At 71.6% G+C, this 24,617-nt stretch carries 27 protein-coding genes; 7 read left to right on the top strand and 20 right to left on the bottom strand.

Going from position 1 to position 24,617, the window contains the following annotated elements; translation table 11 throughout:
- Positions 1-42 precede the first annotated feature (42 nt).
- On the bottom strand, positions 43-1,626 hold the full coding sequence (locus AC07DA_RS20375) for a vWA domain-containing protein (RefSeq protein WP_479129569.1): 1,584 nt from the start codon (positions 1,624-1,626) through the stop codon (positions 43-45).
- A gap of 366 nt (positions 1,627-1,992) precedes the next feature.
- Positions 1,993-3,411 carry a hypothetical protein gene (locus AC07DA_RS20370; RefSeq protein WP_479129568.1) on the bottom strand — a complete coding sequence of 473 codons (1,419 nt, stop codon included), beginning with the start codon at positions 3,409-3,411 and terminating at the stop codon, positions 1,993-1,995.
- Between the two features lie 304 nt (positions 3,412-3,715).
- Here AC07DA_RS20370 and AC07DA_RS20365 point away from each other — a divergent pair, with 304 nt between their 5' ends.
- Positions 3,716-5,545, top strand: a complete 1,830-nt coding sequence (locus AC07DA_RS20365; RefSeq protein WP_479129567.1) for an endonuclease/exonuclease/phosphatase family protein — start codon at positions 3,716-3,718, stop codon at positions 5,543-5,545.
- Between the two features lie 44 nt (positions 5,546-5,589).
- Here the strand turns inward: AC07DA_RS20365 and AC07DA_RS20360 are convergent, their stop codons facing one another.
- The 5 genes from AC07DA_RS20360 to AC07DA_RS20340 all read right to left on the bottom strand — a co-directional run bounded on the left by AC07DA_RS20360 (position 5,590) and on the right by AC07DA_RS20340 (position 8,341).
- The gene (locus AC07DA_RS20360) at positions 5,590-6,288 is read right to left on the bottom strand and encodes an antibiotic biosynthesis monooxygenase (RefSeq protein WP_479129566.1); all 699 of its coding nucleotides are present in this window, start codon (positions 6,286-6,288) and stop codon (positions 5,590-5,592) included.
- 266 nt (positions 6,289-6,554) lie between these two features.
- Positions 6,555-6,920 (bottom strand): DUF3618 domain-containing protein, encoded by a 366-nt coding sequence (locus tag AC07DA_RS20355; protein WP_479129565.1) that lies wholly within the window; start codon positions 6,918-6,920, stop codon positions 6,555-6,557.
- A complete protein-coding gene (locus AC07DA_RS20350) occupies positions 6,917-7,324 on the bottom strand; it encodes a phage holin family protein (RefSeq protein ID WP_479129689.1) in 408 nt (135 codons plus the stop codon). Before AC07DA_RS20350 ends, AC07DA_RS20355 begins: the two co-directional genes overlap by 4 nt.
- A gap of 94 nt (positions 7,325-7,418) precedes the next feature.
- Positions 7,419-8,147, bottom strand: a complete 729-nt coding sequence (locus AC07DA_RS20345; RefSeq protein ID WP_479129564.1) for a hypothetical protein — start codon at positions 8,145-8,147, stop codon at positions 7,419-7,421.
- Positions 8,144-8,341 carry a hypothetical protein gene (locus tag AC07DA_RS20340; protein ID WP_479129563.1) on the bottom strand — a complete coding sequence of 66 codons (198 nt, stop codon included), beginning with the start codon at positions 8,339-8,341 and terminating at the stop codon, positions 8,144-8,146. Before AC07DA_RS20340 ends, AC07DA_RS20345 begins: the two co-directional genes overlap by 4 nt.
- A gap of 153 nt (positions 8,342-8,494) precedes the next feature.
- Here AC07DA_RS20340 and dapA point away from each other — a divergent pair, with 153 nt between their 5' ends.
- Positions 8,495-9,400, top strand: coding sequence for a 4-hydroxy-tetrahydrodipicolinate synthase (gene dapA / locus AC07DA_RS20335; RefSeq protein ID WP_479129562.1), 906 nt, complete (start codon positions 8,495-8,497; stop codon positions 9,398-9,400).
- 81 nt (positions 9,401-9,481) lie between these two features.
- On the opposite strand, the gene AC07DA_RS20330 is transcribed toward dapA, so the two are convergent.
- From AC07DA_RS20330 to AC07DA_RS20310, 5 genes are all read right to left on the bottom strand, one after another.
- Positions 9,482-9,724 carry a hypothetical protein gene (locus AC07DA_RS20330; RefSeq protein WP_479129561.1) on the bottom strand — a complete coding sequence of 81 codons (243 nt, stop codon included), beginning with the start codon at positions 9,722-9,724 and terminating at the stop codon, positions 9,482-9,484.
- A gap of 347 nt (positions 9,725-10,071) precedes the next feature.
- Complete coding sequence (locus AC07DA_RS20325; RefSeq protein ID WP_479129560.1) at positions 10,072-10,305, bottom strand: hypothetical protein; 234 nt, start codon at positions 10,303-10,305, stop codon at positions 10,072-10,074.
- Between the two features lie 647 nt (positions 10,306-10,952).
- Positions 10,953-11,942: a 2,3,4,5-tetrahydropyridine-2,6-dicarboxylate N-succinyltransferase gene (dapD, locus tag AC07DA_RS20320; RefSeq protein WP_479129559.1), complete on the bottom strand. Its 990-nt coding sequence runs from the start codon at positions 11,940-11,942 to the stop codon at positions 10,953-10,955.
- 300 nt (positions 11,943-12,242) lie between these two features.
- Positions 12,243-12,827, bottom strand: coding sequence for a TetR/AcrR family transcriptional regulator (locus AC07DA_RS20315; protein WP_479129558.1), 585 nt, complete (start codon positions 12,825-12,827; stop codon positions 12,243-12,245).
- A complete protein-coding gene (locus AC07DA_RS20310; protein ID WP_479129557.1) occupies positions 12,827-13,147 on the bottom strand; it encodes a DMT family transporter in 321 nt (106 codons plus the stop codon). Before AC07DA_RS20310 ends, AC07DA_RS20315 begins: the two co-directional genes overlap by 1 nt.
- Before the next feature lie 201 nt (positions 13,148-13,348).
- Between AC07DA_RS20310 and AC07DA_RS20305 the strand changes: the two genes are divergently transcribed.
- Complete coding sequence (locus AC07DA_RS20305) at positions 13,349-14,185, top strand: AbfB domain-containing protein (RefSeq protein ID WP_479129556.1); 837 nt, start codon at positions 13,349-13,351, stop codon at positions 14,183-14,185.
- Between the two features lie 57 nt (positions 14,186-14,242).
- Here the strand turns inward: AC07DA_RS20305 and AC07DA_RS20300 are convergent, their stop codons facing one another.
- Genes AC07DA_RS20300 through AC07DA_RS20265 form a run of 8 tightly spaced genes read right to left on the bottom strand, consistent with a single transcriptional unit; the run spans position 14,243 to position 20,836 of the window.
- The gene (locus AC07DA_RS20300) at positions 14,243-14,575 is read right to left on the bottom strand and encodes a metal-sulfur cluster assembly factor (RefSeq protein WP_006131178.1); all 333 of its coding nucleotides are present in this window, start codon (positions 14,573-14,575) and stop codon (positions 14,243-14,245) included.
- Positions 14,572-15,042, bottom strand: coding sequence for a Fe-S cluster assembly sulfur transfer protein SufU (sufU, locus tag AC07DA_RS20295; protein WP_479129555.1), 471 nt, complete (start codon positions 15,040-15,042; stop codon positions 14,572-14,574). The genes AC07DA_RS20300 and sufU overlap by 4 nt, the downstream gene beginning before the upstream one ends.
- A gap of 18 nt (positions 15,043-15,060) precedes the next feature.
- Positions 15,061-16,317: a cysteine desulfurase gene (locus tag AC07DA_RS20290; RefSeq protein ID WP_479129554.1), complete on the bottom strand. Its 1,257-nt coding sequence runs from the start codon at positions 16,315-16,317 to the stop codon at positions 15,061-15,063.
- The gene (gene sufC / locus AC07DA_RS20285; protein WP_309095075.1) at positions 16,314-17,078 is read right to left on the bottom strand and encodes a Fe-S cluster assembly ATPase SufC; all 765 of its coding nucleotides are present in this window, start codon (positions 17,076-17,078) and stop codon (positions 16,314-16,316) included. Before sufC ends, AC07DA_RS20290 begins: the two co-directional genes overlap by 4 nt.
- A 7-nt stretch (positions 17,079-17,085) precedes the next feature.
- Entirely contained in the window at positions 17,086-17,403 is a 318-nt protein-coding gene (locus tag AC07DA_RS20280; RefSeq protein ID WP_020273986.1) for a non-heme iron oxygenase ferredoxin subunit, read from the bottom strand.
- Positions 17,400-18,620, bottom strand: a complete 1,221-nt coding sequence (sufD, locus tag AC07DA_RS20275) for a Fe-S cluster assembly protein SufD (protein ID WP_479129553.1) — start codon at positions 18,618-18,620, stop codon at positions 17,400-17,402. Before sufD ends, AC07DA_RS20280 begins: the two co-directional genes overlap by 4 nt.
- Before the next feature lie 54 nt (positions 18,621-18,674).
- Complete coding sequence (gene sufB / locus AC07DA_RS20270; RefSeq protein WP_094052688.1) at positions 18,675-20,096, bottom strand: Fe-S cluster assembly protein SufB; 1,422 nt, start codon at positions 20,094-20,096, stop codon at positions 18,675-18,677.
- On the bottom strand, positions 20,093-20,836 hold the full coding sequence (locus AC07DA_RS20265; protein WP_479129552.1) for a helix-turn-helix transcriptional regulator: 744 nt from the start codon (positions 20,834-20,836) through the stop codon (positions 20,093-20,095). Before AC07DA_RS20265 ends, sufB begins: the two co-directional genes overlap by 4 nt.
- Positions 20,837-20,997: 161 nt before the next feature.
- Here AC07DA_RS20265 and AC07DA_RS20260 point away from each other — a divergent pair, with 161 nt between their 5' ends.
- From AC07DA_RS20260 to AC07DA_RS20245, 4 genes are read left to right on the top strand one after another with little or no spacing between them, the layout of a single operon-like run.
- Positions 20,998-21,792: an AAC(3) family N-acetyltransferase gene (locus AC07DA_RS20260; RefSeq protein WP_479129551.1), complete on the top strand. Its 795-nt coding sequence runs from the start codon at positions 20,998-21,000 to the stop codon at positions 21,790-21,792.
- A 49-nt stretch (positions 21,793-21,841) separates the two neighbouring features.
- Positions 21,842-22,765 carry an ABC transporter ATP-binding protein gene (locus AC07DA_RS20255; RefSeq protein ID WP_479129550.1) on the top strand — a complete coding sequence of 308 codons (924 nt, stop codon included), beginning with the start codon at positions 21,842-21,844 and terminating at the stop codon, positions 22,763-22,765.
- Positions 22,762-23,538, top strand: coding sequence for an ABC transporter permease (locus AC07DA_RS20250; protein ID WP_479129549.1), 777 nt, complete (start codon positions 22,762-22,764; stop codon positions 23,536-23,538). The genes AC07DA_RS20255 and AC07DA_RS20250 overlap by 4 nt, the downstream gene beginning before the upstream one ends.
- A 4-nt stretch (positions 23,539-23,542) precedes the next feature.
- A complete protein-coding gene (locus tag AC07DA_RS20245) occupies positions 23,543-24,592 on the top strand; it encodes a COX15/CtaA family protein (RefSeq protein ID WP_479129548.1) in 1,050 nt (349 codons plus the stop codon).
- The last annotated feature ends 25 nt before the right edge of the window (positions 24,593-24,617 follow it).

Genomic DNA, 24,617 nt, shown 5'->3' with positions numbered 1-24,617 from the left:
TGTCCGCGGCCCGCACTCCCCGCCCGGGGCGGGCCGCGGCTCTCAGGCCGCCCAGGGCCAGTCGGCGTCCCGGGAGGCCTCGATCAGCGGCACCATCCGGAAGGCCGCGTCCGACAGTCCCCCGAACGTGTGCCGGTTCCCCGTGCCCGACGGGCCGTGGCCCGCCCGGTACCCGGCGAGGTTCCAGGTGTAGACCGGCACGTCGGACGGGACCTGCTCGGTGGGGTCGCCCAGGTGGTGGTGCGTGTACTGCTCGTCGGTGACGATCAGCACCCGGTCGTGCTTGCCGTAGTGCCGGCGTACCGCCTCCGTGGTGTCGGTGCCGCCGAGGCTGTGGAAGCGGTCGAGGACCCGGAGCACGGACTCGCCCGTGCGGAAGCGCACGCGGTCGCTCGTCGTGCCGAACTCGACCAGGTCGGCGTGCTCGGCCCGCAGCGCGAGCGCCGTGCCGAAGACCGCCGCCGCGTCGGCCTGGTTGAGCTCGGAGCGGTCGGACAGCCGCGACCAGAACATCGAGCCCGAGCGGTCCACGAGCACCAGGGTCCGGCCGGGCAGCGCGGGCACGTTGGCCAGCGAGTGGCCGAGCGCCCGCTCCAGGGCGTACGACCAGCGCAGCGAGGGGGCGTGCTGGTGTGCGGCCAGGTAGCGGAAGGGGAACTGCCGTGAGCGCGCGACCTCCGCCGGGTCGCTGATCCGCGCGGCGACCCGCTCGGCGACCTCGTCGGACACCCCGGCCTCGTCGAAGTTCCGCAGGTTGCGCAGCAGCGCCATGGTGCCCATGGACGGGATGACGGCCTCCCAGGCCGCCTTGTCCATCGGGCCCTGCAGCCAGCCCGCCAGCGCCTCCCACGTCATCCCCGCCTCGGCCAGCCGCTCGGCCGCGCCCTCGGAGGTCACGAGTGCGCGCCGCTCCTCCACGGGCAGGGCCATGAGCGCGCGGTGCGCGGTGAGGGTGCGGCTGGAGGCGGGCGGCACGGCGGTGTCCGGGTGGTGCCGCCGGTCGAGCGCGTACCGGAACAGCTCGCCCTGCCACGGCTTGTCCGGATCGGGCGCCGCGTGCACCAGGTTGAGGATGTCGCCGAAGCGGTAGCCCTTGGAGGCGGTGTCGTACTTCAGCAGCGCCTTGCCGTGGTAGAGGCGGCGCACGGCGTCGGCGATGCCGCGCTTGACGGGCTTGGGCACGGTGCGGCCGTGGGTCGCGGTCCAGTAGGCGAGCAGCTCGCCGGGCTCGTCGGGACGCCGCAGCACGGAGTCGACGACCTGCCGGTTCGACGGGCCGCCGGTCGCGCCGGCCTCCAGGCGGGCCTTGACGTACTCGGCGGCGCCGACGACCGAGGCGGTACGCAGGTTGCCCGCGCCGCGCAGCCAGCCGAGCAGGCCGGCCGTCCACTCCGGGTCCCGGACGGCGAGCTGCCGCACGAGCCGGCGGAACCGGTCGTCGCGGTCGGCGCCGGACTCGTAGAAGGTCCGCTGGGAGACGAAGTTGCTCACGGCGAGCAGGAACAGCTCCGAGCGGGCGTCCCGCTCCCGGCCCCGGCCGCCCTCGTACGTCCGCAGCGCACGCCCCGTGGACGTCACCCGGGAGACGGGGCGGGCCCGCGCCGCCTTGCCGTTGAATCGCGCCATGGGAATTCCCCCGCATTCCTTCGGTATTCGAGCGGGACACGGCAGGAAAAAGGTGGGTGCCCGAGGACAGAAGCCGGCGACGGATTCATTCAGATGCTCTACCCATTGAGCTACGGCGACCCGGAGTCGCCGACGGGATTCGAACCCGCAACCGTCCGATCCAAGGAAGTAACCGTTGCCTTCGCACCGGGCACCCACCCCGTGCCGCGCCTCCCGAGATCAAGTCGGCGGCGGCTCGGATTCTTTGCCGCGGAGGGTGGCGGGCCTCGTACGGCGACGCCGTCTGCCCAGCTGCTGTACCTCGCGGTCCGGTTCCGCTGGGCCGCGCCCGGCCACGGCGCTAGCGCGACCCGCCGTCCGGCGACCTCAGCCCCCTTGCTGCGACCGGGCCTTGAACGCCGCCTTCCGCGCTTCCTTCGCCACCTTCTTGTCGGGGTGCAACCGCCCCATCGCCTCCAGCACATCGGCGGTCGCGGGATGGTCGACCCGCCACACCGCCGTGAAGAACCCGCTGTGCTGGTGCGCGAGCCCCTCGACCAGCGCCCGCAGCTCCTCGGAGTTCCCCTCCGCGGCGAGCTGCGCGGCCACCGTGTCGATGGTCAGCCAGTACACCATCGCCTCGGACGGCGCGGGCACGTCCGCCGCCCCGTGCTCGGTCAGCCACACCCGGGCGAGCCCGCCCAGTTCGGCGTCGTCCAGCACCTCGCGCAGCGCCGGCTCGGCCGAAGCGCCCACCAGCGACAGCGCCTGCTGGCACCGCAGCCGTCGCAGCGGAGCCCCGGCGTCGGAACCCCGCGCCGCCGCCAGCAGCTCCCGCGCCGCCGCGAGCGGTTCGCGCCGCCGGAGCCACTGCTCGGTCTCGGCCTGCGCCGCGGCCGGCGGGAACGCCGCCGTGCCGTCGAGCAGCGCGTCGGCCCCCTTGTCCGCGAGCTCCCCGACGGCCGGCGCCTCGAACCCGGCCTCCAGGAGCCGCGCGCGCATCCCGTACAGGCCGAGCGGGGTGAGCCGGACCAAGCCGTACCGGGAGACGTCCGTCTCGTCGACGGGTGCCGCTGGCTCCTCGTCGGCGTCGGCCATGAGCGCCTCGTCGACGGGCTGGTACTCCACGAGGCCCACCGGCTCCAGCATCCGGAACTGGTCGTCCAGGCGCATCATCGCGTCCGAGACCTGCTCCAGGACGTCGTTGGTGGGCTCGCTCATGTCGCCGGGCACGATCACCGAGGCGGCCAGCGCCGGCAGCGGCACGGGGGCCCGGCCGGGCGCGTCCTCGCCGGCGGTGAGCAGGTAGAGGTTGCCGAGCACACCGTCGAGGAACTCGGCCTCGGCCTCCGGGTCCCAGTCGAGGGCGGAGAGGTCGACCTCGCCGTCCTCGTCCAGCAGCCCGTCGAGGTCGGGGACGCTCGCGTCGGCGAGCACGGTCTCCAGGGCCGCGAGCCACACGGCGAGCACGTCCTGCGGGGAGCCGCCGGTGAGCAGCGCGAGGTCCTCGCCCGCCCTGACGGTGCCCTCCTCCTCGTCGACGACCTCGACGAGCCCGGCGTCCACGGCCACCCGCCACGCCTCGCTGGCGTCGGCGGCGGCCTCGTCCCCGCTCAGCCCGAGCACCTCGGCCGCCGCGGGCAACTGTTCGTCGACGAGCCCTCCCCCGGCGTCGACCCGGGTGTCCGGCCCGGCCCAGCGGGCGAGCCGGACGGCCCGGGACAGCAACGGTGTGGACAGCGCGTCGCGCGCCAGCTCCGCTTCACTGTGCAGCCGCACCGGCGGCAGGGGGGAGCTGTCTGACATCGGCTGTTTCTCCTAGCGCGCCTACTGGTGACTCGACCGCTCAGCCTAGACGGATTTCCACCCATGCCGCCCACTTCATCATCCCGTCGACTGCCGTACATGGCCGAAACCTTGACAAGTGACCGGACCAGGCTGGAGATTGACGCGCGTAGAAATCGGCGGACACTTGTTCACCGGACCTGCCCCACCAGGACACCGCCCGCCGTCTCTACGCGCGTCACACCGCCCGCCCCACAGGTAGCGGCAGACAGTCCGAGCACCACCCTCGTCCCGGCGCCCTGTCACGTCCCCGGAGGGAATCCCGTTGCCGAGCAAGTCCTCCGCGCGCCTCGCCGCGCTCACCGTCGCCGCCGCGTGCTCCGCGGCGTCCACGATCGTCCTCACCACCCCCGCGCACGCGGAATCGGTCCGCATCCACGACATCCAGGGCAGCACCCGGATATCCCCGTACGCCGGCAAGCAGGTCACGGACGTGACCGGAATCGTCACCGGCGTGCGCACCTACGGCTCCTCCCGCGGCTTCTGGATCCAGGACCCGAGCCCGGACGCCGACCCGGCGACCAGTGAGGGCGTCTTCGTCTTCACCAGCTCCACCCCGAAGGGCGTCGCCGTCGGCGACTCCGTCAAGGTCAGCGGCACGGTCTCGGAGTACGTCCCCGGCGGCACCGGCTCCGGCAACCAGGCCCTGACGGAGATCACCAAGCCGACGACCACGGTCCTGTCCAGCGGCAACGAGCTGCCCGCCGCCACTCCCGTCACGGCACGCTCGGTCCCCGCCGCCTACACCCCCGCGGGCGACCCGGCGGCGAACGGCTCGATCAACGCGCTCCCCCTCGAACCGGCGAAGTACGCCCTGGACTACTACGAGTCCCTGGAGGGCATGACCGTCCGGGTCGCCGACACCCGCGTGGTCGGCGCCACCGACCCGTACACCGAACTCTGGGTGACGGTGAAGCCGTACGAGAACCGCTCCCGCCACGGCGGCACGGTCTACGGCTCCTACGACGCCCAGAACACCGGCCGTCTGCAGATCCAGTCCCTCGGCTCGCCGGCGGCCTTCCCGAAGGCGAACGTCGGCGACACCCTCGCGGGCACCACCGAGGGGCCCCTGGACTACAACCAGTTCGGCGGCTACACCCTGGTCGCGAGCGAACTCGGCGCCCTCGAGAGCGCCGGCCGGCAGCGCGAGACCACCCGCAAGCAGCGCTCCTCCGAACTGGCGGTCGCCACCTACAACGTCGAGAACCTCGACCCGACGGACGACACGTTCGCCGCGCACGCCTCCGCGATCGTGAACAACCTGCAGGCGCCGGACATCGTGTCCCTGGAGGAGATCCAGGACAACAACGGGGCGAAGAACGACGGTACGGTCGCCGCCGACCAGACCCTGGCGAAGCTGATCGACGCGATCGTCGCGGCCGGCGGCCCGCGCTACGACTGGCGCTCGATCGACCCGGCCGACGGCACCGACGGCGGCGAGCCCGGCGGCAACATCCGCCAGGTGTTCCTGTTCAACCCGGAGCGCGTCTCCTTCACGGACCGCCCGGGCGGTGACGCCACGACGGCCACCGGCGTGACGAAGATCCGCGGCAAGGCGCACCTGACCCTCAGCCCCGGCCGCATCGCCCCCGCCGACGAGGCGTGGAAGAACAGCCGCAAGCCTCTGGCCGGCGAGTTCGTCTTCCGCGGCCGCACGGTCTTCGTGATCGCCAACCACTTCAACTCCAAGGGCGGCGACCAGGGCCTCACCTCGCAGTACCAGCCGCCGTCCCGCTCCTCCGAGACGCAGCGCCACCAGCAGGCCACCCTGGTCAACGCCTTCGTCAAGGACATCCTCGACACCCAGAAGAACGCGGACGTCGTCACGCTCGGCGACATCAACGACTTCGAGTTCTCCCGGACCACCGAGCTCCTGGAGGGCAAGGGCGAGCTCTGGTCGGCGATCAGGTCGCTCCCCCGCGGCGAGCGTTACTCGTACGTCTACCAGGGCAACAGCCAGGTCCTCGACCAGATCCTGATCAGCCCGTCGATCCGCCGCGGCTGCGACTTCGAGTACGACAGCGTGCACGTCAACGCGGAGTTCCACGACCAGATCAGCGACCACGACCCGCAGGTGTTGCGGTTCCGCCCCTGACACCACCGGGGCCGGCCCACATGGTGCCGGGCCGGCCCCGTCCGTCAGGGCACCAGCCCCAGGACGTGGTCGTAACGCCTGACGGAACTCTCCGACAGCCCGGGCCAGTTCCGCACCCGCTTCCACTGCTCGGTCGCCGAGCCGACACCGTCCCCCGGCGCGGCCAGGGCGTCGATGTGCGCCTGGGCGGTCTCCCACTCGGCGTAGTTGAGCACCCGGGTGCCGTCCGTACGGAGGTGGAAGTGGGCGGAGATGCCACCGGGATGCGGTTCCGGCTCGCTCTCCAGCGCCTCGAAAACGGCGTCGACCCAGGCGCGCTGCCGGTCCGCGTCGGGCCCCTCGAAACGGATGTCGACGATCACGACACATCCCGGGGCGGGTGAGGTGTCCGCACGCCGGACACTGCGGTAGAGCCGGTACCGCCCGAGCTCGACCCGCTCGATGCCCGGCACGGCCGTGTCGATCTCGTCGACGCGCTCCTGCCGGTGGGTCTTCGCGAACGCCTCGTAGGCCGGCTCGCTGCGCCACTGCGAGTAGTGCAGCAGGGTGTCCCCGTCGTGCCCGGCGTACACGTGGTAGCCCAGCAGGTCCCCGGCCGGCCAGGGCCGCCGCTCCCACGCCCGCGCGATCGCCTCCACGGCCTGCCGCTGCCGCTCGGGTGTCCCGACCCGCCAGGTGCTGAAGAAGGGAGCACCGATCCGGGGGTCGGTGAGATCCGGGTGCTGTTCGGTCCGCCGGGTCATGGAACTCTCCAGTCGTGTAGGCCGATTGCCACTCCCCTCACTCTCCGACCTCGACCGAACTTGAGGTCAAGCGGGGATTTTCGGCCCGGCGGGCGTCGCCGCGTGCCACCAGGGGACACCCCCTACGCGCACCCTCACAGCAGCCACAGGCCGCCGCAGCACAGGCACAGGCACAAACTCAGGCTCAGACGCAGCAGCCACAGGCACAGGCACAGCACCGCCACACCACCGCACGAACGCGCCGATGCCGCAGCGCACCACCACCCTCAGCGATGCCCGTGCGCATGCCTCCACCGCACGACCCCGACCGCCACCACAGCCCCCGCCGCCCCGGCCATCAGCACCGGCTTCGGGTGCCGCATACCGGCCTGCAGCACGGTCCGCACCGGCCGGGGGCCCACCTGCGCGGCCCGGTCCTGCACGGAGTGCCCCGCCTGGGCCGCGCTGCTGCGCAACTGCACCGTCATCGCCCCGGCCTTGTCCCGGAGGTCGGCGGCCCGGGCCAGGGCACGCCCCTTCACATCGGCCTTCCCGGCCAACTCCGCCACCGTGTTCCCGAGCTCACCGCGCGTCCGCTCGATCTGCCGCCGCAGTTCATCGGGCCCCTTGGCCCCGCCCGTCGGCTCCGTCATCGATGCGCCCTTTCCCTGATCTCCTCGACATCCGCCTTCACACTGCCGATCGCCCGCTCCGGCGTGGGCGGCGTGGCCCGCCGCAGCTGCCCGCGCCCCATCGCGGCCAGCACCGCCGCGATCACGAACAGCACGCCCATCACGATCAGCGCGGCGGCCCACACGGGCAGCACCAGCGAGAGCGCGGCGGCACCGGCCCCGGTCATCGCGAGGAACCCGGCGTAGGCGACGGCACCCGCCGCACCGAGCAGCCCGCCGCCGCGCCCGGCCCGCCGCCCCTTCTCGGCCAGCTCTTCCTTCGCGAGCGCCACTTCCTGCCGCACGAGCCGAGAGAGCTGTTCCGCTGCCTGCCCGACGAGCTCGCCCACGGAGTGGTGCGCGTCGCGCACGGCCCGATGTTCCATCGTCTCGGTCACGGTTCCGCCTCCTCTCGAAGTGGGAACCCCGAGTACCCGTCCGCCCTACGGCTACCCCTGCCCCCCTTGCGGCCACCGCCGGTCACCCCAGGTCGCCCCCCTGGCCCTCCTGCGACCCGGCCGAGTCCCCCCGCTGCCCGAGCCGGGCCAGCTGCGCCTGGAACCAGTCCAGCCGCGCCTGCAACAACGCGGCCTCGGCCACGAGTTCGGGCACCCCCAGTCCGTCGACCGCCTCGATTCCGGCAGGCACCGCACCCCCACCGCCCGGTGCCGCACCACCCCCGCCGACGACCCGAACCCCCTCCCCCGCCAACCGGGCGAACCGCCCGAGCGACACCGGGGCCCTCCCCCGCGCACAGCCCTCACACGCAGGCGCGAGCCCCCGCCACCCGGCCCGCCCCCACCCGGCGTCGGCCAGCACCCGCGCCCCGGCTCCACACGCGCACCTCCCGACCGTCACGGCCCGCACCCGCTGCCGCGCGTACCGGAACCCCCGCTCGAAGCGGATGTAGGCACCGAGGACGGACACCTCCAGCAGCACCGCGCCCCGGTGCTCGGCGGTGCACAGCAGCGCCTCCGCGGCCGCCCGGTCGTGCACGCAGTGGAAACCGCAGTCACAGCGGCGATGCGGCGCCCGGTGCCGCAGCCCGTACACGCAGGCGGCCTCGGCCACCACTCCGTACGGCAGCGCGCCGCCCAGCGACACACCGGTGAACCCGGCCCGGGTGCCGTCCTGGGACAGCACCGGGTGGGCGATCTTGTATCCGGTCGGCGGCTCCGTCGGACGCTCCGAGGGAAGCCGCAGCCTCATCGGACGACCGGAACCTCTTCGACCGCGGACGCCTCACCGGCCGCGGCGACGGCCCGCGTGGCCCCTGCCGCCTCGCCGCCCTCGGCACCTCCCGCTTCGGGCAGCTCAGGGCGCCGGGAAAGCTCAGGGCGCTCACCCCGCCCCGCCGGCTGCTCCTCCGCGATCCCCTTGGCCAGTGCCTTGCCCAGCTTCATGACGCCTCCCAGGACATCCGTCGCCGACCGTCCCTCGCCATGGTGACCCATCACGCCCCGCCAGGAAAGAACACCTTCACTGAAGCAATGCTTAACCCAACCTTGAAGCACATTTAAGTAGACCTACGAGATCACCATGCCGACACTACTCGCATGACCCCACGGCACACGCCCCCCTTCGGCCGCACGCTCTGCGCCATGGTCACCCCGTTCACCGACACCGGCGCCCTCGACCTGGACGGCGCCCAGCACCTCGCCGACCACCTCGTCGGAAGCGGCTGCGACGGCCTGGTCCTCTCCGGTACGACGGGCGAGTCACCCACCACCACGGACGCCGAGAAGTCCGCCCTGATCACGGCCGTCCGCGAGGCCGTGGCCGACCGGGCGACGATCGTCGCGGGCATCGGCACCGCCGACACCCGCCACACGGCCGAACTGGCCCGGGAGGCCGAGAAGGCGGGCGCGGACGGCCTGCTGGTGGTGGCGCCCTACTACAGCCGGCCCCCGCAGGACGCCGTGGAGGCGCACTTCCGCGAGATCGCCGACACGGCCGGGATCCCGCTGATGCTCTACGACATCCCGGCCCGCACCGGCATCCGCGTCGAAGCCGGGACGATCCTCCGCCTCGCGGAGCACCCCCGGATCGTGGCGGTCAAGGACTGCTCCTCCGACTTCCTGGCCGCGCAGAAGGTCCTGGCCCGCACGGACCTGGCGTACTACGCGGGATGCGACGAACACGCTCTCGCGCTGTACGCCGTCGGCGGCGCCGGTTACGTCAGCACGGTCGCCAACGTGATCCCGCGCCACCTGCGCGCCGTGCTGGACGCGTTCGACGCGGGTGACACGGCGCGGGCCGCCCGCCTGCAGCAGGCGGCCATCCCCCTCATCGAGGCGATGATGTCGGCGGGCCTGCCGGGATCCGTCACGGCCAAGTCGCTCCTGAACGACCTGGCGCTCCCCGCGGGCCCGGTCCGGGCCCCCCTGCGCCCCGCCGACCGCGCCACGGCCGGCGAACTGCTCCTGCTCCACGGGCCCCTGCTCGACACCCGACGGCAATGAACACTCAGGCACCCGCCGCCCGGCACCATCCCGCCGCCCGGCACTATCCCACCGGCACGGCGCCGACCACTCGCCCGCCGATCACCGCTCGGCGAACACCGGCTCCCACCGCCCCTTGGTGTTGTCCTTGGGCGACCGGTAGTCGCTGAGCGGGGTCGTCTTCCCCCCGCCGATGGTCACCAGCACCAGCCGCTGGTGGAACTCGTTCCCGTCCGGCCCGATGTCCCAGGCGACCAGCGTGTTCCCGTCCGCCCAGGCGAGCAGCTGCTGCCCGCGGGAACGCAGCGGTCGAGGCAGTGCTGCGGAGTGGACCGCACGATGCACACGGAACAGATCGGGATACGGCCCACCTCGCACGTTCTCCAAGTGACGCAGCACAGCACGGTGCGCCACCACGCCGACGCTCAGTTCGCGACTCGGCCACTTCCCGCCGTCTTCAGCAGCGCCGACGACCGGTTCCCACGAATCCCGGAAGCTCTCCTGCCCTTCGGCATCCATCGTCACCTTCGCTCTCCCCCGGGGCGGACCCGGTGCCCGCCCCCCGTACTTCCTGTGACGTGTGCGGGGGCGTCCCGCTATGCCACCCGTCCGAAGAAAAACGGGACGGCCCGTGCCGCGGGTGTCCGCGACACGGGCCGTCCCCGTCCGTGCGAGGTCCCGGCTCCCCGGGGTCAGTTCCAGGCGTAGCCGTCCCCGAACAGCAGCGTGTGCTCCAGCACGTCCTCCGCCGGGTCGTCGATCTGACCGACGTTGACGTTGATCAGCCCGACCCGGTGGCCGTTGTGCGAGTCCTTGTTGGACTCGTCGGCGTACGCGGCACCCGCCGGCAGCCAGCACACCGCCATCCCCACGACGGCCCCCGCCACCCAGCGACGCACCACGCCCCGCCCCCGCTCATTCCTCATGCCCCGGCCCTCATCTCGTCGTTCCGGCATCTGATCGGACCCTGCGTCCACCCGTTCATCTGCCAAAACCACCAAGAGGTCACGCGGGGTACCTCGTACGAGTCGCCAGTGGGGCCGCCCTGCACGAGGTGTCGACCGGCTCGGACGTCATCGGCCCCAAGCGGCAGCCTGGACGTCACCGTCGGACCATCGAACGACCATGTCCTGGCTCCCCGGTTGCCGCCGCCTCCACCGTCGCTTGTAGTGCGGCGGTGCCATCGCCGGCGAGCAGGGATGGCTCCTCAGCAGAGTGGAACAGGCAGACGACTGCTTGATCGTCTCGGAAGCCCAGGGCCAGCAGAGGAAACTCGCCGCCCGGTAGGCGGACTTCCGGATACCCCCGGCCACGCGAGCGCAGTGCCGTGAAGTGATCCGTCAGGTCCGCGACGTCGGAGCTTCGCTCAGTCGCGGAGAACTGTCGCGATTCGGGGTCCGTTGCTGTCCACGAGACAGACGCCAGGGGTCCCTCGACTGAAGAGCGCCCTCCCGGGTCGTCCCCGGGCCGTGGAAGGGCGCTCAACGATGACCAACGCCGGCAGCTGCCGACAGCTCAGCAGCAGGTCGGGGCGTCGCTCGGTAAGGCGGCCGCAGGTCACGGCCGCCGATGGTCAGTTGTGGCTGTGCAGGATCTCGTTCAGGCCGCCCCACACCGCGTTGTTCGGCCGCGCCTCGACCGTGCCGGTGACCGAGTTGCGGCGGAAGAGGATGTTGGAGGCGCCGGACAGCTCGCGGGCCTTGACGATCTGGCCGTCGGGCATGGTGACCCGGGTGCCGGCGGTGATGTAGAGCCCGGCCTCGACGACGCACTCGTCGCCCAGGGCGATGCCGACGCCCGCCTCGGCGCCGACCAGGCACCGCTCGCCGATGGAGATGATCACGTTGCCGCCGCCGGACAGCGTGCCCATGGTCGACGCGCCACCGCCGATGTCGGAGCCGTCGCCGACCACGACACCCGCGGAGATACGGCCTTCGACCATCGACGTGCCGAGGGTGCCCGCGTTGAAGTTGACGAAGCCCTCGTGCATGACGGTGGTGCCCTCGGCGAGGTGCGCGCCGAGACGGACCCGGTCGGCGTCGGCGATGCGGACGCCCTTGGGGGCCACGTAGTCCGTCATGCGCGGGAACTTGTCCACGGAGGTCACCTGGAGGTGCAGGCCCTCGGCGCGGGCGTTGAGCCGGACCTTCTCCAGGTCGTCGACGGCGACCGGGCCGAGCGAGGTCCAGGCGACGTTGGCGAGGAAGCCGAAGATGCCGTCCAGGCTCTGGCCGTGCGGCTTGACCAGGCGGTGGGAGAGCAGGTGCAGACGCAGATAGACGTCGTGCGCGTCGATGGGCTTCTCGTCGAGCGAGGCGATGACCGTGCGGACCGCGACCACCTCGACGCCGCGGCGGGCGTCGGGGCCGATCGCCGCGGTGGCGCCGCCGCCGAGCAGCTCCGCGGCGCGCTCGGCGGACAGCCGCTCGGTGCCGGACGGGCCGGGCTCGTCGACGAGCTCGGGCGCGGGGAACCAGGTGTCGAGGACGGTGCCGTCGGCGGCGATCGTGGCGAGGCCGGCGGCCACGGCGCCGGTAGTGCGGGGAGCAGTCGTGTCGGTCATGAGGGCAACCTAACCGGCGGACACGGGTCGATGCGAACCGGTGCGCGGACGTCTCACGAACCGGTCGGTATCGTCCGGCCCGAGACGCCCCTCAGCAGCACGAACACCCCGGCGGAACGCGCCTGGAAGACGGACCGTTCCGGCCTCCCGGCCCGTGCCGCTGCGCGGCGGGACATCGCCCGCGTCCGCCACGTCCGGCTCCGAACGCCGTACGCACTCGGGCCCGGTGCTCCTGCCGCCGCCTCGCACCGACGCCCGGCGCAGCTGCTCACTCCTCGGACACCCGCCCACCCCCGCTGCTCACTCCTCGGACACCCGCCCACCCCCGCCCGCCGGACTCCCCGGCGCTCCTGCCAGCACCCGCCCCAGCACCTCCCGCGCGTACGCCTCGTCGTACGGCGCCCCGGTCAGCAGCACCTGGAGGCAGATCCCGTCGACGACCGCCACCAGGGCCCGTGCGGTGACGGGATCCATGTGCCGGGACAGCTGCTCGGCGACGCCCTCGGCCCACTCGGCGGCGACGGGCCGCAGGGCGGGCCGGCGCAGCGCGGCCAGGTACAGCTCGTACTCCAGCTCCACTCCCGTCCGGTCACCGGAGAGCCACTGCCCGATCCAGCCGGCGAGCGCGGCGGCCGGATCGGTCCAGGGGTCGTCGGTGTCACCGCACGAGGCGATCACCTTGGCGAAGCCCTCGTTGGTCTGCCGCAGGGCGGCGACCAGCAGTTCGTCGAGGGTCTTGAAGTGGTACGTCGTGGAGCCGAGCGGCACGTCGGCCTCGGCGGCGGCGGTGCGGTGGCTCAGTCCGGCGATGCCCTTCGCGCCGACGACCCGGATCGCCGCGTCGATGATCCGCTGCCGGCGCTCGGGGTCGTGCCGCCGGGGCATCAGTGCGCACCCCCCAGGTTCAGCACGACGACGCCGAGGATGATCAGCGCGATCCCGGCGGCCTTGGCGACGGTCATCCCCTCCCCCAGGAAGACGATGCCGATCGTGGCGATGGCGGCGGTGCCGACCCCGGCCCAGATGGCGTAGGCCGTGCCCACGGAGACGGTCTTCAGCGTCTGCGCGAGCAGCGTGAAGGAGAGCACGTACCCGAGGAGTGTGAGCAGGGAGGGCCCGATCTTGCTGAACCCGTCGCTGTACTTCATGGCGGTGGTCGCGGCCACCTCGGCGAGGATGGCGCCGGCCAGCAGCAGATATCCCATGTGTACGAGCGTACACAACATCTGTACGGGCGTACACAACAGTGGTACGGACCTGGCGACAACGGCTTGATATCGGCGAGAAACCGCTCTCATCAAACGAGCCACAGCGGTCTCACGTGTGCACTACGGTGTCCTCCCGATCACACACCGGGCCACCACAACCGCGCCGCCGTCAAGGGTGTCCCGCCGGAGGAACCGCGCATGTCAGACGAGAAGTCCCGCCCGCCGCAGGACCGCCCCTGGGAGAGCGGCTGGGCGCCGGACACCAGCCGGGCACCGGGCACGCGACGGCTCTGGCTGGCGGGTGCGCTGGCCCTGGCCACGATCACCGCGTGCGTCACGGCCGTCACCGTGATGGAGAACGAGTCGGAGGAGCCGGCCCGTCGGGCGGCGGAGCCGACCACCCTCGGCAGTTCGGCCCCGGGCGGCCTGATCTCCTTCGCGACGCCCTCCAAGGGCGGCACCGCGACGCCCGGCGCGGACCGCGCCCAGCCGTCCCCCACTCCGGCGGGCAGCACGCCCGGCGGCGCTCCGAGTCCCGAGCCCTCCGCCAGGGCCTCCGAGCCGCCGCCGAAGGCGTCCACCGCCCCTTCCAAGCGCCCCAAGCCCTCGTCCGCCCCCGGGATATCCATCCGCGCGGTCAACTTCCCCGACCGCTACTGGCGGGTGCGCGACGGCTCCGTACGCCTCGACCGGATCGGCTCGGGTTCCGAGCAGCGCCAGGACGCCACCTTCCGGCGCGTCAGGGGCCTCTCCGACCCCTCCTGCCACTCCTTCACCACGTCGGACGGCCGCTACCTGCGCCACCTCGGCTTCGTCCTGGTCGCGAACGCGGACGACGGCTCGTCCCTGTTCCGCGAGGACGCCACGTTCTGCCCCCGCGTCTGGTCCCGGTCGGGGACGCTCTCGCTGGAATCGGTCAACTACCCGGGGCGGTTCCTGCGCCACCGCGACTTCCAGCTCCGGCTGGACCCCTACGAGCACAGTCACCAGTACCACTCGGACGCGTCGTTCCGGATCGTGTCCGGGCTGGGCTGAGCACGCGTGAGGGCGGCACCCGGGAAGGGTGCCGCCCTCACGTACGTCCGACGGATCTCAGACGTTGAACCCGAGCGCCCGAAGCTGCTCCCGCCCATCGTCCGTGATCTTGTCCGGGCCCCACGGCGGCATCCAGACCCAGTTGATGCGCAACTCGTTGACGAGGCCGTCCGTGGCGGACTTGGCCTGGTCCTCGATGACGTCCGTCAGGGGGCAGGCCGCCGACGTGAGGGTCATGTCGACCGTGGCCACGTTCGAGTCGTCGATGTGGATGCCGTAGATCAGGCCGAGGTTGACGACGTCGATGCCCAGCTCGGGGTCGACGACGTCCATCAGGGCCTCGCGGAGTTCCTCCTCCGAGGCCGGCTTCATCTCCACGGTCTCGCTCATGCCGTCGTCTCCTTCTCGGCGTCGGCTCCGCCCAGCACCTGGGCCGTAGCGTCCTTCCAGGCCATCCAGCTCAGCAGGGCGCACTTGACCCGGGCCGGGTACTTCGACACCCCGGCGAACGCGACCGCGTCCTCCAGGATGTCCTCCATCGCGTCGTCGGGCTCGATCTTCCCCTTCGACTGCATCAGCTCCAGGAAGGTCTCCTGGATCCTCCGCGCGTCGGAGAGCTCCTTGCCGACGAGCAGGTCGTTCAGCACGGACGCGCTCGCCTGGCTGATCGAGCAGCCCTGGCCCTCGTACGAGACGTCCTGGATCGTCGTGCCGTCGTACTTCACGCGCAGCGTGATCTCGTCGCCGCACGTCGGGTTGACGTGGTGCACCTCGGCGTCGCCATCCCTCAGACCACGCCCGTGCGGGTTCTTGTAGTGGTCCAGGATGACTTCCTGGTACATGGAGTCCAGTTTCACTGTCTCAGCTCACGCCCTTCAGCCGAAGAAGTTCCGAACGTGCTCCAGGCCGTCGACCAGCGCGTCGATCTCGGCCGGCGTGGAGTACAGATAGAACGACGCTCGCGTGGTCGCAGGAATTCCGTACCGCAGGCAGACCGGCCGCGCGCAGTGGTGGCCGACCCGGACCGCGATGCCCTGCTCGTCGAGGACCTGGCCCACGTCGTGCGGGTGGATGTCGCCGAGGGTGAAGGAGATCGCCGCGCCGCGCTCCTCGGCCGTGGTGGGGCCGATGATGCGCAGGTCGGGGACCTCCAGCAGCCGCTTGACCGCGTACTCGGTCAGGGCGTGCTCGTGGGCGAGGATCTTCTCCATGCCGATCGACTCGAGGTAGTCGATCGCCGCGCCGAGACCGACCGCCTGGGCGATCGGGGGCGTGCCCGCCTCGAACTTGTGGGGAGCCGGCGCGTAGGTCGAGGAGTGCATCGACACGGTCTCGATCATCTCGCCGCCGCCGAGGAACGGCGGCAGGTCCTCCAGCAGTTCCTGGCGGCCCCACAGGACGCCGATGCCGGTCGGGCCGCACATCTTGTGGCCGGTGAAGGCCACGAAGTCGGCCTGCAGGGCCTGCACGTCCAGCGGCATGTGCGGGGCGGCCTGGGAGGCGTCGACGCAGACCAGCGCGCCGACCTCCTGGGCGCGGCGCACGATCGCCTCGACCGGGTTCTGGGTGCCGAGGATGTTGGAGACCAGCACGAAGGAGACGATCTTCGTCTTCTCGGTGATGACCTCGTCGATGTTCGACAGGTCCAGGCGGCCGTCGTCGGTGAGGCCGAACCACTTCAGCTTCGCGCCCGTGCGCTGCGCGAGCAGCTGCCACGGCACGATGTTGGAGTGGTGCTCCATCTCCGTGATGACGATCTCGGTCTCGGAGTCCACGCGGTAGGGCTCGTCGGCCCAGCCCAGCATGTTCGCCACGAGGTTGAGCGACTCGGAGGCGTTCTTGGTGAAGATCACCTCGTCGCGCGAGGGCGCGTTGACGAACGCCGCGACCTTGTCGCGCGCGCCCTCGTACAGCGCCGTGGCCTCCTCGGCGAGCACATGCACACCGCGGTGGACGTTGGCGTTGTAGCGCTCGTAGTACTCACTGAGTGCGTCCAGCACCTGGCGCGGCTTCTGGCTGGTGGCCGCGTTGTCCAGGTACACGAGCTTCCGGCCGTCGTGGACCTGGCGGTCCAGGATGGGGAAGTCCTTGCGGATCGCCTCGGTGTCGAGGAGGCCCGGCAGCTGTGTCACGCGGATGCGCCACCCTTCGTGTAAACCTCGTAGCCCTCGTTCTCCAGCTTGTCGGCGAGCTCGGCGCCGCCGGACTCGACGATGCGGCCGCCGGAGAAGACGTGCACGTGGTCGGGCTTGATGTAGCGGAGGATGCGCGTGTAGTGGGTGATCAGCAGGGTGCCGACCTCGCCCGTCTCGCGCACGCGGTTCACGCCCTCGGACACGACGCGCAGGGCGTCGACGTCCAGGCCGGAGTCGGTCTCGTCGAGGATCGCGACCTTCGGCCGGAGCAGCTCCAGCTGGAGGATCTCGTGGCGCTTCTTCTCACCGCCGGAGAAGCCCTCGTTGACGTTGCGCTCGGCGAAGGCGGGGTCCATGTTGAGGCGCTCCATGGCCTCCTTGACCTCCTTCACCCAGGTGCGCAGCTTGGGGGCCTCGCCGCGGATCGCGGTGGCGGAGGTGCGCAGGAAGTTGGAGACGGAGACACCGGGGACCTCGACCGGGTACTGCATGGCGAGGAACAGGCCGGCGCGGGCGCGCTCGTCGACGGACATCTCCAGGACGTCCTCACCGTCGAGGGTGACGGTGCCGCCGGTGATCGTGTACTTGGGGTGACCCGCGAGGGAGTAGGCGAGGGTCGACTTGCCCGAGCCGTTGGGGCCCATGATGGCGTGCGTCTCGCCCTGCTTCACGGTGAGGTCGACACCCTTGAGGATTTCCTTCGTGCCGTTCTCGACCTCGACGGTGACGTGCAGGTCTCGGATTTCAAGCGTAGCCATGGGTGCCTCAGGACTCCTGGGTGAGGGAGACGAGCACGTCGTCCCCTTCGATCTTTACGGGGTATACGGGGACGGGGCGCGTCGCCGGAAGGGCGTCGGGCTTGCCGGAGCGGAGGTCGAAGCGCGAGCCGTGCAGCCAGCACTCGATGTGGCAGTCGTCGACCTCGCCCTCCGAGAGGGAGACGTTCGCGTGCGAGCAGATGTCGTGGATCGCGAACACCTCCCCCTCGGTCTGCACGATGGACACGGGCGTGCCGTCGAGTTCCACCCGCTTGGGGGTGTCCTCCTCCAGCTCACCCAGTCCGCAGGCGCGTACGAAGGTCATGCGACGGCCGCCTCCAGCTCCTCCTCGATCTTGGCGATCAGGCGCTCCTCGATGTCGGGGAGGCCGATCTGCTGGACCAGCTCGGCGAAGAAGCCGCGGACCACCAGGCGGCGGGCCTCGTGCTCCGGGATGCCGCGGGCCATCAGGTAGAACAGCTGCTCGTCGTCGAAGCGGCCGGTCGCCGAGGCGTGGCCGGCACCGACGATCTCGCCGGTCTCGATCTCCAGGTTGGGTACGGAGTCCACGCGCGCCCCGTCCGTGAGGACCAGGTTGCGGTTCATCTCGTACGTGTCCGTGCCCTCGGCCTTGGCCTCGATGAGCACGTCACCGATCCACACGGCGTGCGCCTGCTCGCCCTGGAGCGCGCCCTTGTAGACGACGTTCGACTTGCAGTGCGGGACGTTGTGGTCGACGAGGAGGCGGTGCTCCTGGTGCTGGCCCTGGTCGGTGAAGTAGAGGCCGAACAGCTCGGCCTCGCCGCCGGGGCCGGCGTACTGCACGCGCGGGTGCAGCCGGACGAGGTCGCCGCCGAAGGTGACGACGACGGACTTGAAGGAGGCGTCGCGGCCGACGAGCGCGTTGTGCTGCGCGACGTGGACGGCCTTGTCGTCCCAGTCCTGCACGGAGACGACGGTGAGCTTGGCGCCGTCGCCGAGCAGGTAGTCGACGTTGGCGGCGAGTACCGCGTCGCCGGTGTGGTCGATGACCACGACGGCCTCGGCGAAGGCGCCCAGCTCGATGACCTGGTGGCCGAAGGCGGTGCCGCCCTCGCCGTGCACCGCGATGCGGATGGGCTCGGTGAGGACGGTCTCCTTGGGGACGGTCACGACCGAGGCCTTCTCGAAGGCCGAGTAGGCCTGCGCGGCGATCCGGTCCACGGGGGTGCCGGCCTTGCCGAGCCGCGCGTCGTCGCGGCCGACGGCCTCGACGGTGACGCCCTCGGGGGCCTGGACCTCGACCTTCACGCCGTTGCCGGTGGCGACGGCGGTGCCGTCGTGCAGACCGCGCAGGCGCTCCAGCGGGGTGAACCGCCACTCCTCCTCGCGGCCGTGCGGGACGGGGAAGTCCGCGACGTCGAAGGAGGGGGGCGCGCTCATGCGGGTGGCGACGGTCGACTCCGCGGCGACCGCGATCGAGCCCGCGGTGGTCGAACCCACGGGTGGGGGTCCCCCCGCTCGAGCGGAGCCGAGAGTGGGGGAGTTCTGGGCCTCAGCCATGGCTGTCGTAATGCTCTCTTTCCTGGATGGGACGTCTGCTGTCGAGGGGGCGGGTCAGCCGACCGCGCCCTCCATCTGCAGCTCGATCAGCCGGTTGAGCTCCAGCGCGTACTCCATGGGGAGCTCCTTGGCGATGGGCTCGACGAAGCCGCGCACGATCATCGCCATGGCCTCGTCCTCGCTCAGGCCGCGGCTCATCAGGTAGAAGAGCTGGTCCTCGGAGACCTTGGAGACGGTCGCCTCGTGGCCCATGGACACGTCGTCCTCGCGGACGTCCACGTAGGGGTAGGTGTCCGAGCGGGAGATGGTGTCCACCAGCAGCGCGTCGCAGAGCACGTTCGACTTGGAGCCCGGGGCGCCCTCGCCGATCTCGATCAGACCGCGGTAGGAGGTGCGGCCGCCGCCTCGCGCCACCGACTTGGAGACGATGTTCGACGAGGTGTTCGGGGCCATGTGGACCATCTTGGCGCCCGCGTCCTGGTGCTGGCCCTCGCCCGCGAAGGCGATGGACAGGGTCTCGCCCTTGGCGTGCTCGCCCATCAGGTAGACGGCCGGGTACTTCATCGTCACCTTGGAGCCGATGTTGCCGTCGACCCACTCCATGGTCGCGCCCTCGTAGGCGACGGCGCGCTTGGTGACCAGGTTGTAGACGTTGTTCGACCAGTTCTGGATGGTCGTGTAGCGGCAGCGGGCGTTCTTCTTGACGATGATCTCGACGACCGCGGAGTGCAGCGAGTCCGACTTGTAGATCGGGGCGGTGCAGCCCTCGACGTAGTGCACGTAGGCACCCTCGTCGACGATGATCAGGGTCCGCTCGAACTGGCCCATGTTCTCCGTGTTGATGCGGAAGTAGGCCTGTAGCGGGATCTCCACGTGGACGCCCGGCGGCACGTAGATGAAGGAGCCGCCCGACCACACGGCGGTGTTCAGCGCGGCGAACTTGTTGTCACCGGCGGGGATGACGGTCCCGAAGTACTCCTTGAAGAGCTCCGGGTGCTCCTTCAGCGCGGTGTCGGTGTCGAGGAAGATGACGCCCTGCTCCTCCAGGTCCTCGCGGATCTGGTGGTAGACGACCTCCGACTCGTACTGCGCGGCGACACCGGCGACGAGGCGCTGCTTCTCCGCCTCGGGGATGCCGAGCTTGTCGTAGGTGTTCTTGATGTCCTCGGGCAGGTCCTCCCAGGACTCCGCCTGCTTCTCCGTGGAGCGCACGAAGTACTTGATGTTGTCGAAGTCGATGCCGGAGAGGTCCGAGCCCCAGTTCGGCATGGGCTTCTTCTCGAACAGGCGCAGGCCCTTGAGGCGGAGCTTGGTCATCCACTCCGGCTCGCTCTTCTTGGAGGAGATGTCCCGGACGACGTCCTCGCCCAGGCCGCGACGTGCCGACGCACCGGCCTCGTCCCGGTCGGCCCAGCCGTATTCGTACTTGCCCAGGCCCTCGAGCTCAGGGTGGGCAGTCTCCGTGGGGAGAGTCATGCGGGGTTCCTCCCGGCCGTGCTTGCAGATGCGTTGTGGGAAATCTTGGGGATGAACGTCGTGCAGACGCCGTCGCCGTGCGCGATGGTGGCGAGCCGCTGTACGTGCGTACCGAGCAGCTCCGCGAAAAATTCCGTCTCCGCCTCGCACAGCTGCGGGAACTGCTCGGCGACGTGGGCGACCGGGCAGTGGTGCTGGCAGAGCTGTTCACCCTTCTGCGGGTGGGGCGCGCTGCGCGCGGTAGCAGCGTACCCGTCCACGCTCAGGGCCTTGGCCAGCGCTTCGGTCCGCTTCTCGGGCGGGGCGGCCTCGACCGCACGGCGGTAGGCACCCGCCTGGGCGGCGATCCGCGCGCGGGCGAAGGCGGCGATCGCCTCGCCGCCGCCCTCGCGCTCGGCGATCCAGCGCAGCGCGTCCGCCGCGAGCTTGTCGTACGACTGGTCGAAGGCGTCCCGGCCGCAGTCCGTCAGGGCGAACACCTTGGCCGGCCGGCCGCGGGTGCGCGCGCCGTAGACCCGCTGCTCACGGGCCTCCACGACACCGTCGCCCGTGAGGGCGTCGAGGTGCCGGCGCACGGCCGCCTGGGTCAGGCCCAGCCGCTCGGCGAGTTCCGCGACGGTCGAGGGGCCGTGGTCCAGGATGGATCGCGCGACCCGGTTGCGGGTGGACCGCTCCCCGGTCGCGAGCTCCTCCTGCGGGGCCCCCGTGGGGGTCTCCCGAGCCTCGCCGACGTTTTTCACAACGCCATTGTTGCGTAATTCCTCTGGGCCGGGCAAGCCGCCTCCGACCCACCCGACGGTGCCCTGCGTCACTTAGGTATACCTAACGTGACCTGCGGAAACGATCTCTGATCGATCAAAGCGGTGGCATGGTGCAGCCACTTCGGGGAGACTCCCCCACCATGGTCACACCCCCTCCCACCGGCCCACTTGTCACCCGGGACACCCTGCGCGCCCAAGTGCGCGAGCTGGGCGTGCGGCCCGGCGAGACCCTCCTCGTGCACTCCTCGCTCAGCGCCCTCGGCTGGGTCAACGGCGGAGCCGTCGCGGTGGTGCGGGGACTGCTCGACGCGCTCGGCCCGGAGGGCACGCTGGTCGTTCCCACGCAGACCGGCGACCTGTCCGACCCGGCTCTGTGGAGCAACCCGCCCGTGCCCCCCGCGTGGTGGGCGGACATCCGCGCCACGATGCCCGCCTACGACCCGCGCATCACGCCCAGCCGCGGCGTCGGCGTCGTCCCCGAGACCGTGCGCACCTGGCCCGGCGCCCTGCGCAGCGCGCATCCGCAGACCTCGTTCGCGGCGCTCGGCCCGCGCGCGGCGGAGATCGTCGGCGGACACGCGCCCGACTGCCGGCTGGGCGAGCGCAGCCCGCTGGCGAAGCTGGAGGCGATGGACGCCCGGGTCCTGCTGCTCGGCGCCGGCTACGCCTCCTGCACGAGCTTCCACCTCGCCGAGTACCGGATCCCGTCCCCGCGCGTGGCGGTGGGCCGTCCGGGCCCGGACGGCTGGGAGACCGTGACCGAGGTGTCCATCAGCTCGGACCGTTTCGACGAGCTGGGCTACGACTTCGAGCGGGACCGACCCGTCGTGCGCGGCAAGGTCGGGGCGGCCGAGGCACGGTTGTTCCCGGTGAGGGACGCGGTGGAATACGCCGAGCGGTGGCTGGCGACGCACCGGCCGCGCGAGGAGGAGTAGCCGCACCCGCCGCTTGGGGCCCCCGCGCGCCTACCTAGACTCTGGAGTCATGCGAAGCGAGCCCGTGGTCCAGGTCCAGGCCCTGGTGAAGCGGTACGGCACGAAGACCGCGGTGGACGGGCTGGACCTGGTGGCCCACCGGGGCGTGACCGCCGTGCTCGGACCCAACGGGGCGGGCAAGACGACCACGGTCGAGACCTGCGAGGGGTACCGGAAGCCGGACTCCGGCACGGTGCGCGTCCTGGGCCTCGACCCGGTCCGGCAGTCCGGGGACCTGCGCCCCCGGATCGGCGTGATGCTCCAGTCCGGCGGCGTCTACTCGGGCTCCCGCGCCGACGAGATGCTCCGGCACGTGGCGAAGCTGCACGCCCACCCCCTGGACGTGGACGCCCTCGTCGAACGCCTCGGCCTCGGCTCGTGCGGCCGTACGGCCTACCGGCGGCTGTCGGGCGGGCAGCAGCAGCGGCTCGCCCTGGCCATGGCCGTGGTCGGGCGCCCCGAGCTGGTGTTCCTGGACGAACCGACCGCCGGCCTCGACCCGCAGGCCCGCCGCGCCACCTGGGACCTGGTCCGGGACCTGCGCGCCGACGGCGTCTCCGTGATCCTCACCACGCACTACATGGACGAGGCCGAGCAGCTCGCCGACGACGTGGCGATCATCGACGCCGGCCGGGTCATCGCCCAGGGCTCCCCGGAGGAGCTGTGCCGGGGCGGCGCCGAGAACACCCTCCGCTTCACCGGCCGGCCCGGCCTCGACGTGGGGTCGCTGCTGAAGGCCCTGCCCGCCGACTGCACGGCCGCCGAACTGACGCCGGGCTCCTACCGGGTCGTCGGCAAGGTCGACCCCCAACTGCTCGCGACGGTCACCTCCTGGTGCGCCCAGCACGGCGTGATGCCGGAGCGGATCTCGGTGGAGCGGCACACCCTGGAGGACGTCTTCTTGGAGCTCACCGGCAAGGAGCTGCGCTCATGACCGCCCCCGGCACCGGGACGTACACGCCGAGGCCCGGCGCGGCCCCGCTCCCCCGCATGATCACGGCGCAGGCCCTGCTCGAGACGAAGATGCTGCTGCGCAACGGCGAGCAGCTGCTGCTGACCGTCGTCATCCCGACGCTGCTGCTGCTCCTCTTCAGCACCGTGGACATCGTCGACACGGGCTCGGGGAGGGCGGTCGACTTCCTCGCCCCGGGCGTCCTCGCGCTGGCGGTGATGTCGACGGCGTTCACCGGCCAGGCGATCGCGACCGGCTTCGAGCGGCGCTACGGCGTCCTGAAGCGGCTCGCCTCCTCGCCCCTGCCCCGCTGGGGCCTGATGACGGCGAAGACACTGTCCGTGCTGGTCACCGAGGTGCTCCAGGTGATCCTGCTGACGGTGATCGCCTTCGCGCTCGGCTGGTCGCCGCACGGCAACCCGCTCACCGTGCTGCTCCTGCTCGTCCTCGGCACGGCGGCCTTCTCCGGCCTCGGGCTGCTGATGGCCGGGACGCTGAAGGCCGAGGCGACGCTGGCCGCGGCGAACCTGGTGTTCCTGCTGCTGCTCGTCGGCGGCGGGGTCGTCGTCCCGCTCGACAGGTTCCCGGACGGCGCGCAGGACGTGCTGGGCCTGCTGCCCATCGCGGCGCTCTCGGACGGCCTGCGGGACGTCCTCCAGCACGGCGCCGGGACGCCCTGGGCGGACCTGGGGATCCTCGCGGCCTGGGCGGTCGCCGCCCTGGCCGCCGCCGGGGCGTTCTTCCGCTGGGAGTGAGGCCATGACCGACCCTCGTGAAAGCGTGCACAAGCGGCCGCCTACGATGGGACGCGTGCCAAACGTGACCCGTGCCGACGCCCTGGCGGCCCTGCGGAACCCGCTCGCCTTCATCGCCGCACGCTGGACGCCGGAACCCCGGACCGTCCGGCGCGCGACCCTGTCCGCACTCGTGATGTCGGTGCTCATCGTCGTCACCGGCGGAGCCGTCCGGCTGACCGGCTCGGGCCTGGGCTGTCCGACCTGGCCGAAGTGCACCGACGACTCGCTCACCTCGACCGCCGAGATGGGCGTGCACGGGGCCATCGAGTTCGGCAACCGCATGCTGACGTACGTGCTGTGCGCCGCCGTCGGCTGGGCCATCATCGCCGCGCGCTCGCGGAAGCCGTTCCGGCGCGGCCTGGTGCGGCTGGGCTGGGCGCAGTTCTGGATCGTGATGAGCAACGCGGTGCTCGGCGGCATCGTGGTGCTGGTCGGCCTGAACCCGTACACGGTCGCGGCGCACTTCGTGGCGACGTCGGCGCTGATCGCGGTGGCCACGGTGATGTGGCAGCGCGTCGGCGAGGGCGACGGGCGGCCGCGCCCGCTGGTCGGCAAGGCCGTGCGGCAGCTGGTGTGGTTCCTGGTCGCCGCGGCCGTGCTGCTCATCCTGGTCGGCACGGTCGTCACCGGCGCGGGCCCGCACGCCGGCGACTCCAGCGAGGTCGAGCGGATGCCGGTCGACTGGGAGACGGTGAGCAAGCTGCACGCCGTACTGGCGTGGATCGTGGTGACGCTGACCTTCGCCCTGTGGTTCGTCCTCAAGGCCGTCGACGCGCCCAGGGACCCGCTGCACCGCACCCGCGAGCTGTTCCTGATCCTGCTCGCCCAGGGCGCCATCGGTTACGTGCAGTACTTCACCGACCTGCCCGAGATCCTGGTCGGCCTGCACATGTTCGGCTCGGCCGTGATGTGGATCTGGGTGCTGCGGGTGGTGCTGTCGCTGCGCGAACGCCCGGAGGTCCTGGCCGACGTACCGGCTCCCGCCGGCGAGGCCACCCTCACCAAGGCCTAGGCGCGGTCCGGCCCGCGGGGCGGCG

The organism is Streptomyces sp. NPDC044921, from assembly GCF_056432865.1.
Note: the sequence above shows the minus strand (reverse complement) of the source record. Positions and strands in the feature narration are given on the sequence as shown.

Excerpts from the sequence above, each read along its gene's own strand:
- AC07DA_RS20375 (WP_479129569.1), bottom strand. The coding sequence starts at position 1,626 with ATGGCGCGATTCAACGGCAAGGCGGCGCGGGCCCGCCCCGTCTCCCGG.
- AC07DA_RS20370 (WP_479129568.1), bottom strand. The coding sequence starts at position 3,411 with ATGTCAGACAGCTCCCCCCTGCCGCCGGTGCGGCTGCACAGTGAAGCG.
- AC07DA_RS20360 (WP_479129566.1), bottom strand. The coding sequence starts at position 6,288 with ATGACCCGGCGGACCGAACAGCACCCGGATCTCACCGACCCCCGGATC.
- AC07DA_RS20355 (WP_479129565.1), bottom strand. The coding sequence starts at position 6,920 with ATGACGGAGCCGACGGGCGGGGCCAAGGGGCCCGATGAACTGCGGCGG.
- AC07DA_RS20350 (WP_479129689.1), bottom strand. The coding sequence starts at position 7,324 with ATGGAACATCGGGCCGTGCGCGACGCGCACCACTCCGTGGGCGAGCTC.
- AC07DA_RS20345 (WP_479129564.1), bottom strand. The coding sequence starts at position 8,147 with ATGAGGCTGCGGCTTCCCTCGGAGCGTCCGACGGAGCCGCCGACCGGA.
- AC07DA_RS20340 (WP_479129563.1), bottom strand. The coding sequence starts at position 8,341 with ATGAAGCTGGGCAAGGCACTGGCCAAGGGGATCGCGGAGGAGCAGCCG.
- dapA (WP_479129562.1), top strand. The coding sequence starts at position 8,495 with ATGACCCCACGGCACACGCCCCCCTTCGGCCGCACGCTCTGCGCCATG.
- AC07DA_RS20325 (WP_479129560.1), bottom strand. The coding sequence starts at position 10,305 with ATGAGGAATGAGCGGGGGCGGGGCGTGGTGCGTCGCTGGGTGGCGGGG.
- dapD (WP_479129559.1), bottom strand. The coding sequence starts at position 11,942 with ATGACCGACACGACTGCTCCCCGCACTACCGGCGCCGTGGCCGCCGGC.
- AC07DA_RS20315 (WP_479129558.1), bottom strand. The coding sequence starts at position 12,827 with ATGCCCCGGCGGCACGACCCCGAGCGCCGGCAGCGGATCATCGACGCG.
- AC07DA_RS20310 (WP_479129557.1), bottom strand. The coding sequence starts at position 13,147 with ATGGGATATCTGCTGCTGGCCGGCGCCATCCTCGCCGAGGTGGCCGCG.
- AC07DA_RS20305 (WP_479129556.1), top strand. The coding sequence starts at position 13,349 with ATGTCAGACGAGAAGTCCCGCCCGCCGCAGGACCGCCCCTGGGAGAGC.
- AC07DA_RS20300 (WP_006131178.1), bottom strand. The coding sequence starts at position 14,575 with ATGAGCGAGACCGTGGAGATGAAGCCGGCCTCGGAGGAGGAACTCCGC.
- sufC (WP_309095075.1), bottom strand. The coding sequence starts at position 17,078 with ATGGCTACGCTTGAAATCCGAGACCTGCACGTCACCGTCGAGGTCGAG.
- AC07DA_RS20280 (WP_020273986.1), bottom strand. The coding sequence starts at position 17,403 with ATGACCTTCGTACGCGCCTGCGGACTGGGTGAGCTGGAGGAGGACACC.
- sufD (WP_479129553.1), bottom strand. The coding sequence starts at position 18,620 with ATGGCTGAGGCCCAGAACTCCCCCACTCTCGGCTCCGCTCGAGCGGGG.
- sufB (WP_094052688.1), bottom strand. The coding sequence starts at position 20,096 with ATGACTCTCCCCACGGAGACTGCCCACCCTGAGCTCGAGGGCCTGGGC.
- AC07DA_RS20260 (WP_479129551.1), top strand. The coding sequence starts at position 20,998 with ATGGTCACACCCCCTCCCACCGGCCCACTTGTCACCCGGGACACCCTG.
- AC07DA_RS20255 (WP_479129550.1), top strand. The coding sequence starts at position 21,842 with ATGCGAAGCGAGCCCGTGGTCCAGGTCCAGGCCCTGGTGAAGCGGTAC.
- AC07DA_RS20250 (WP_479129549.1), top strand. The coding sequence starts at position 22,762 with ATGACCGCCCCCGGCACCGGGACGTACACGCCGAGGCCCGGCGCGGCC.
- AC07DA_RS20245 (WP_479129548.1), top strand. The coding sequence starts at position 23,543 with ATGACCGACCCTCGTGAAAGCGTGCACAAGCGGCCGCCTACGATGGGA.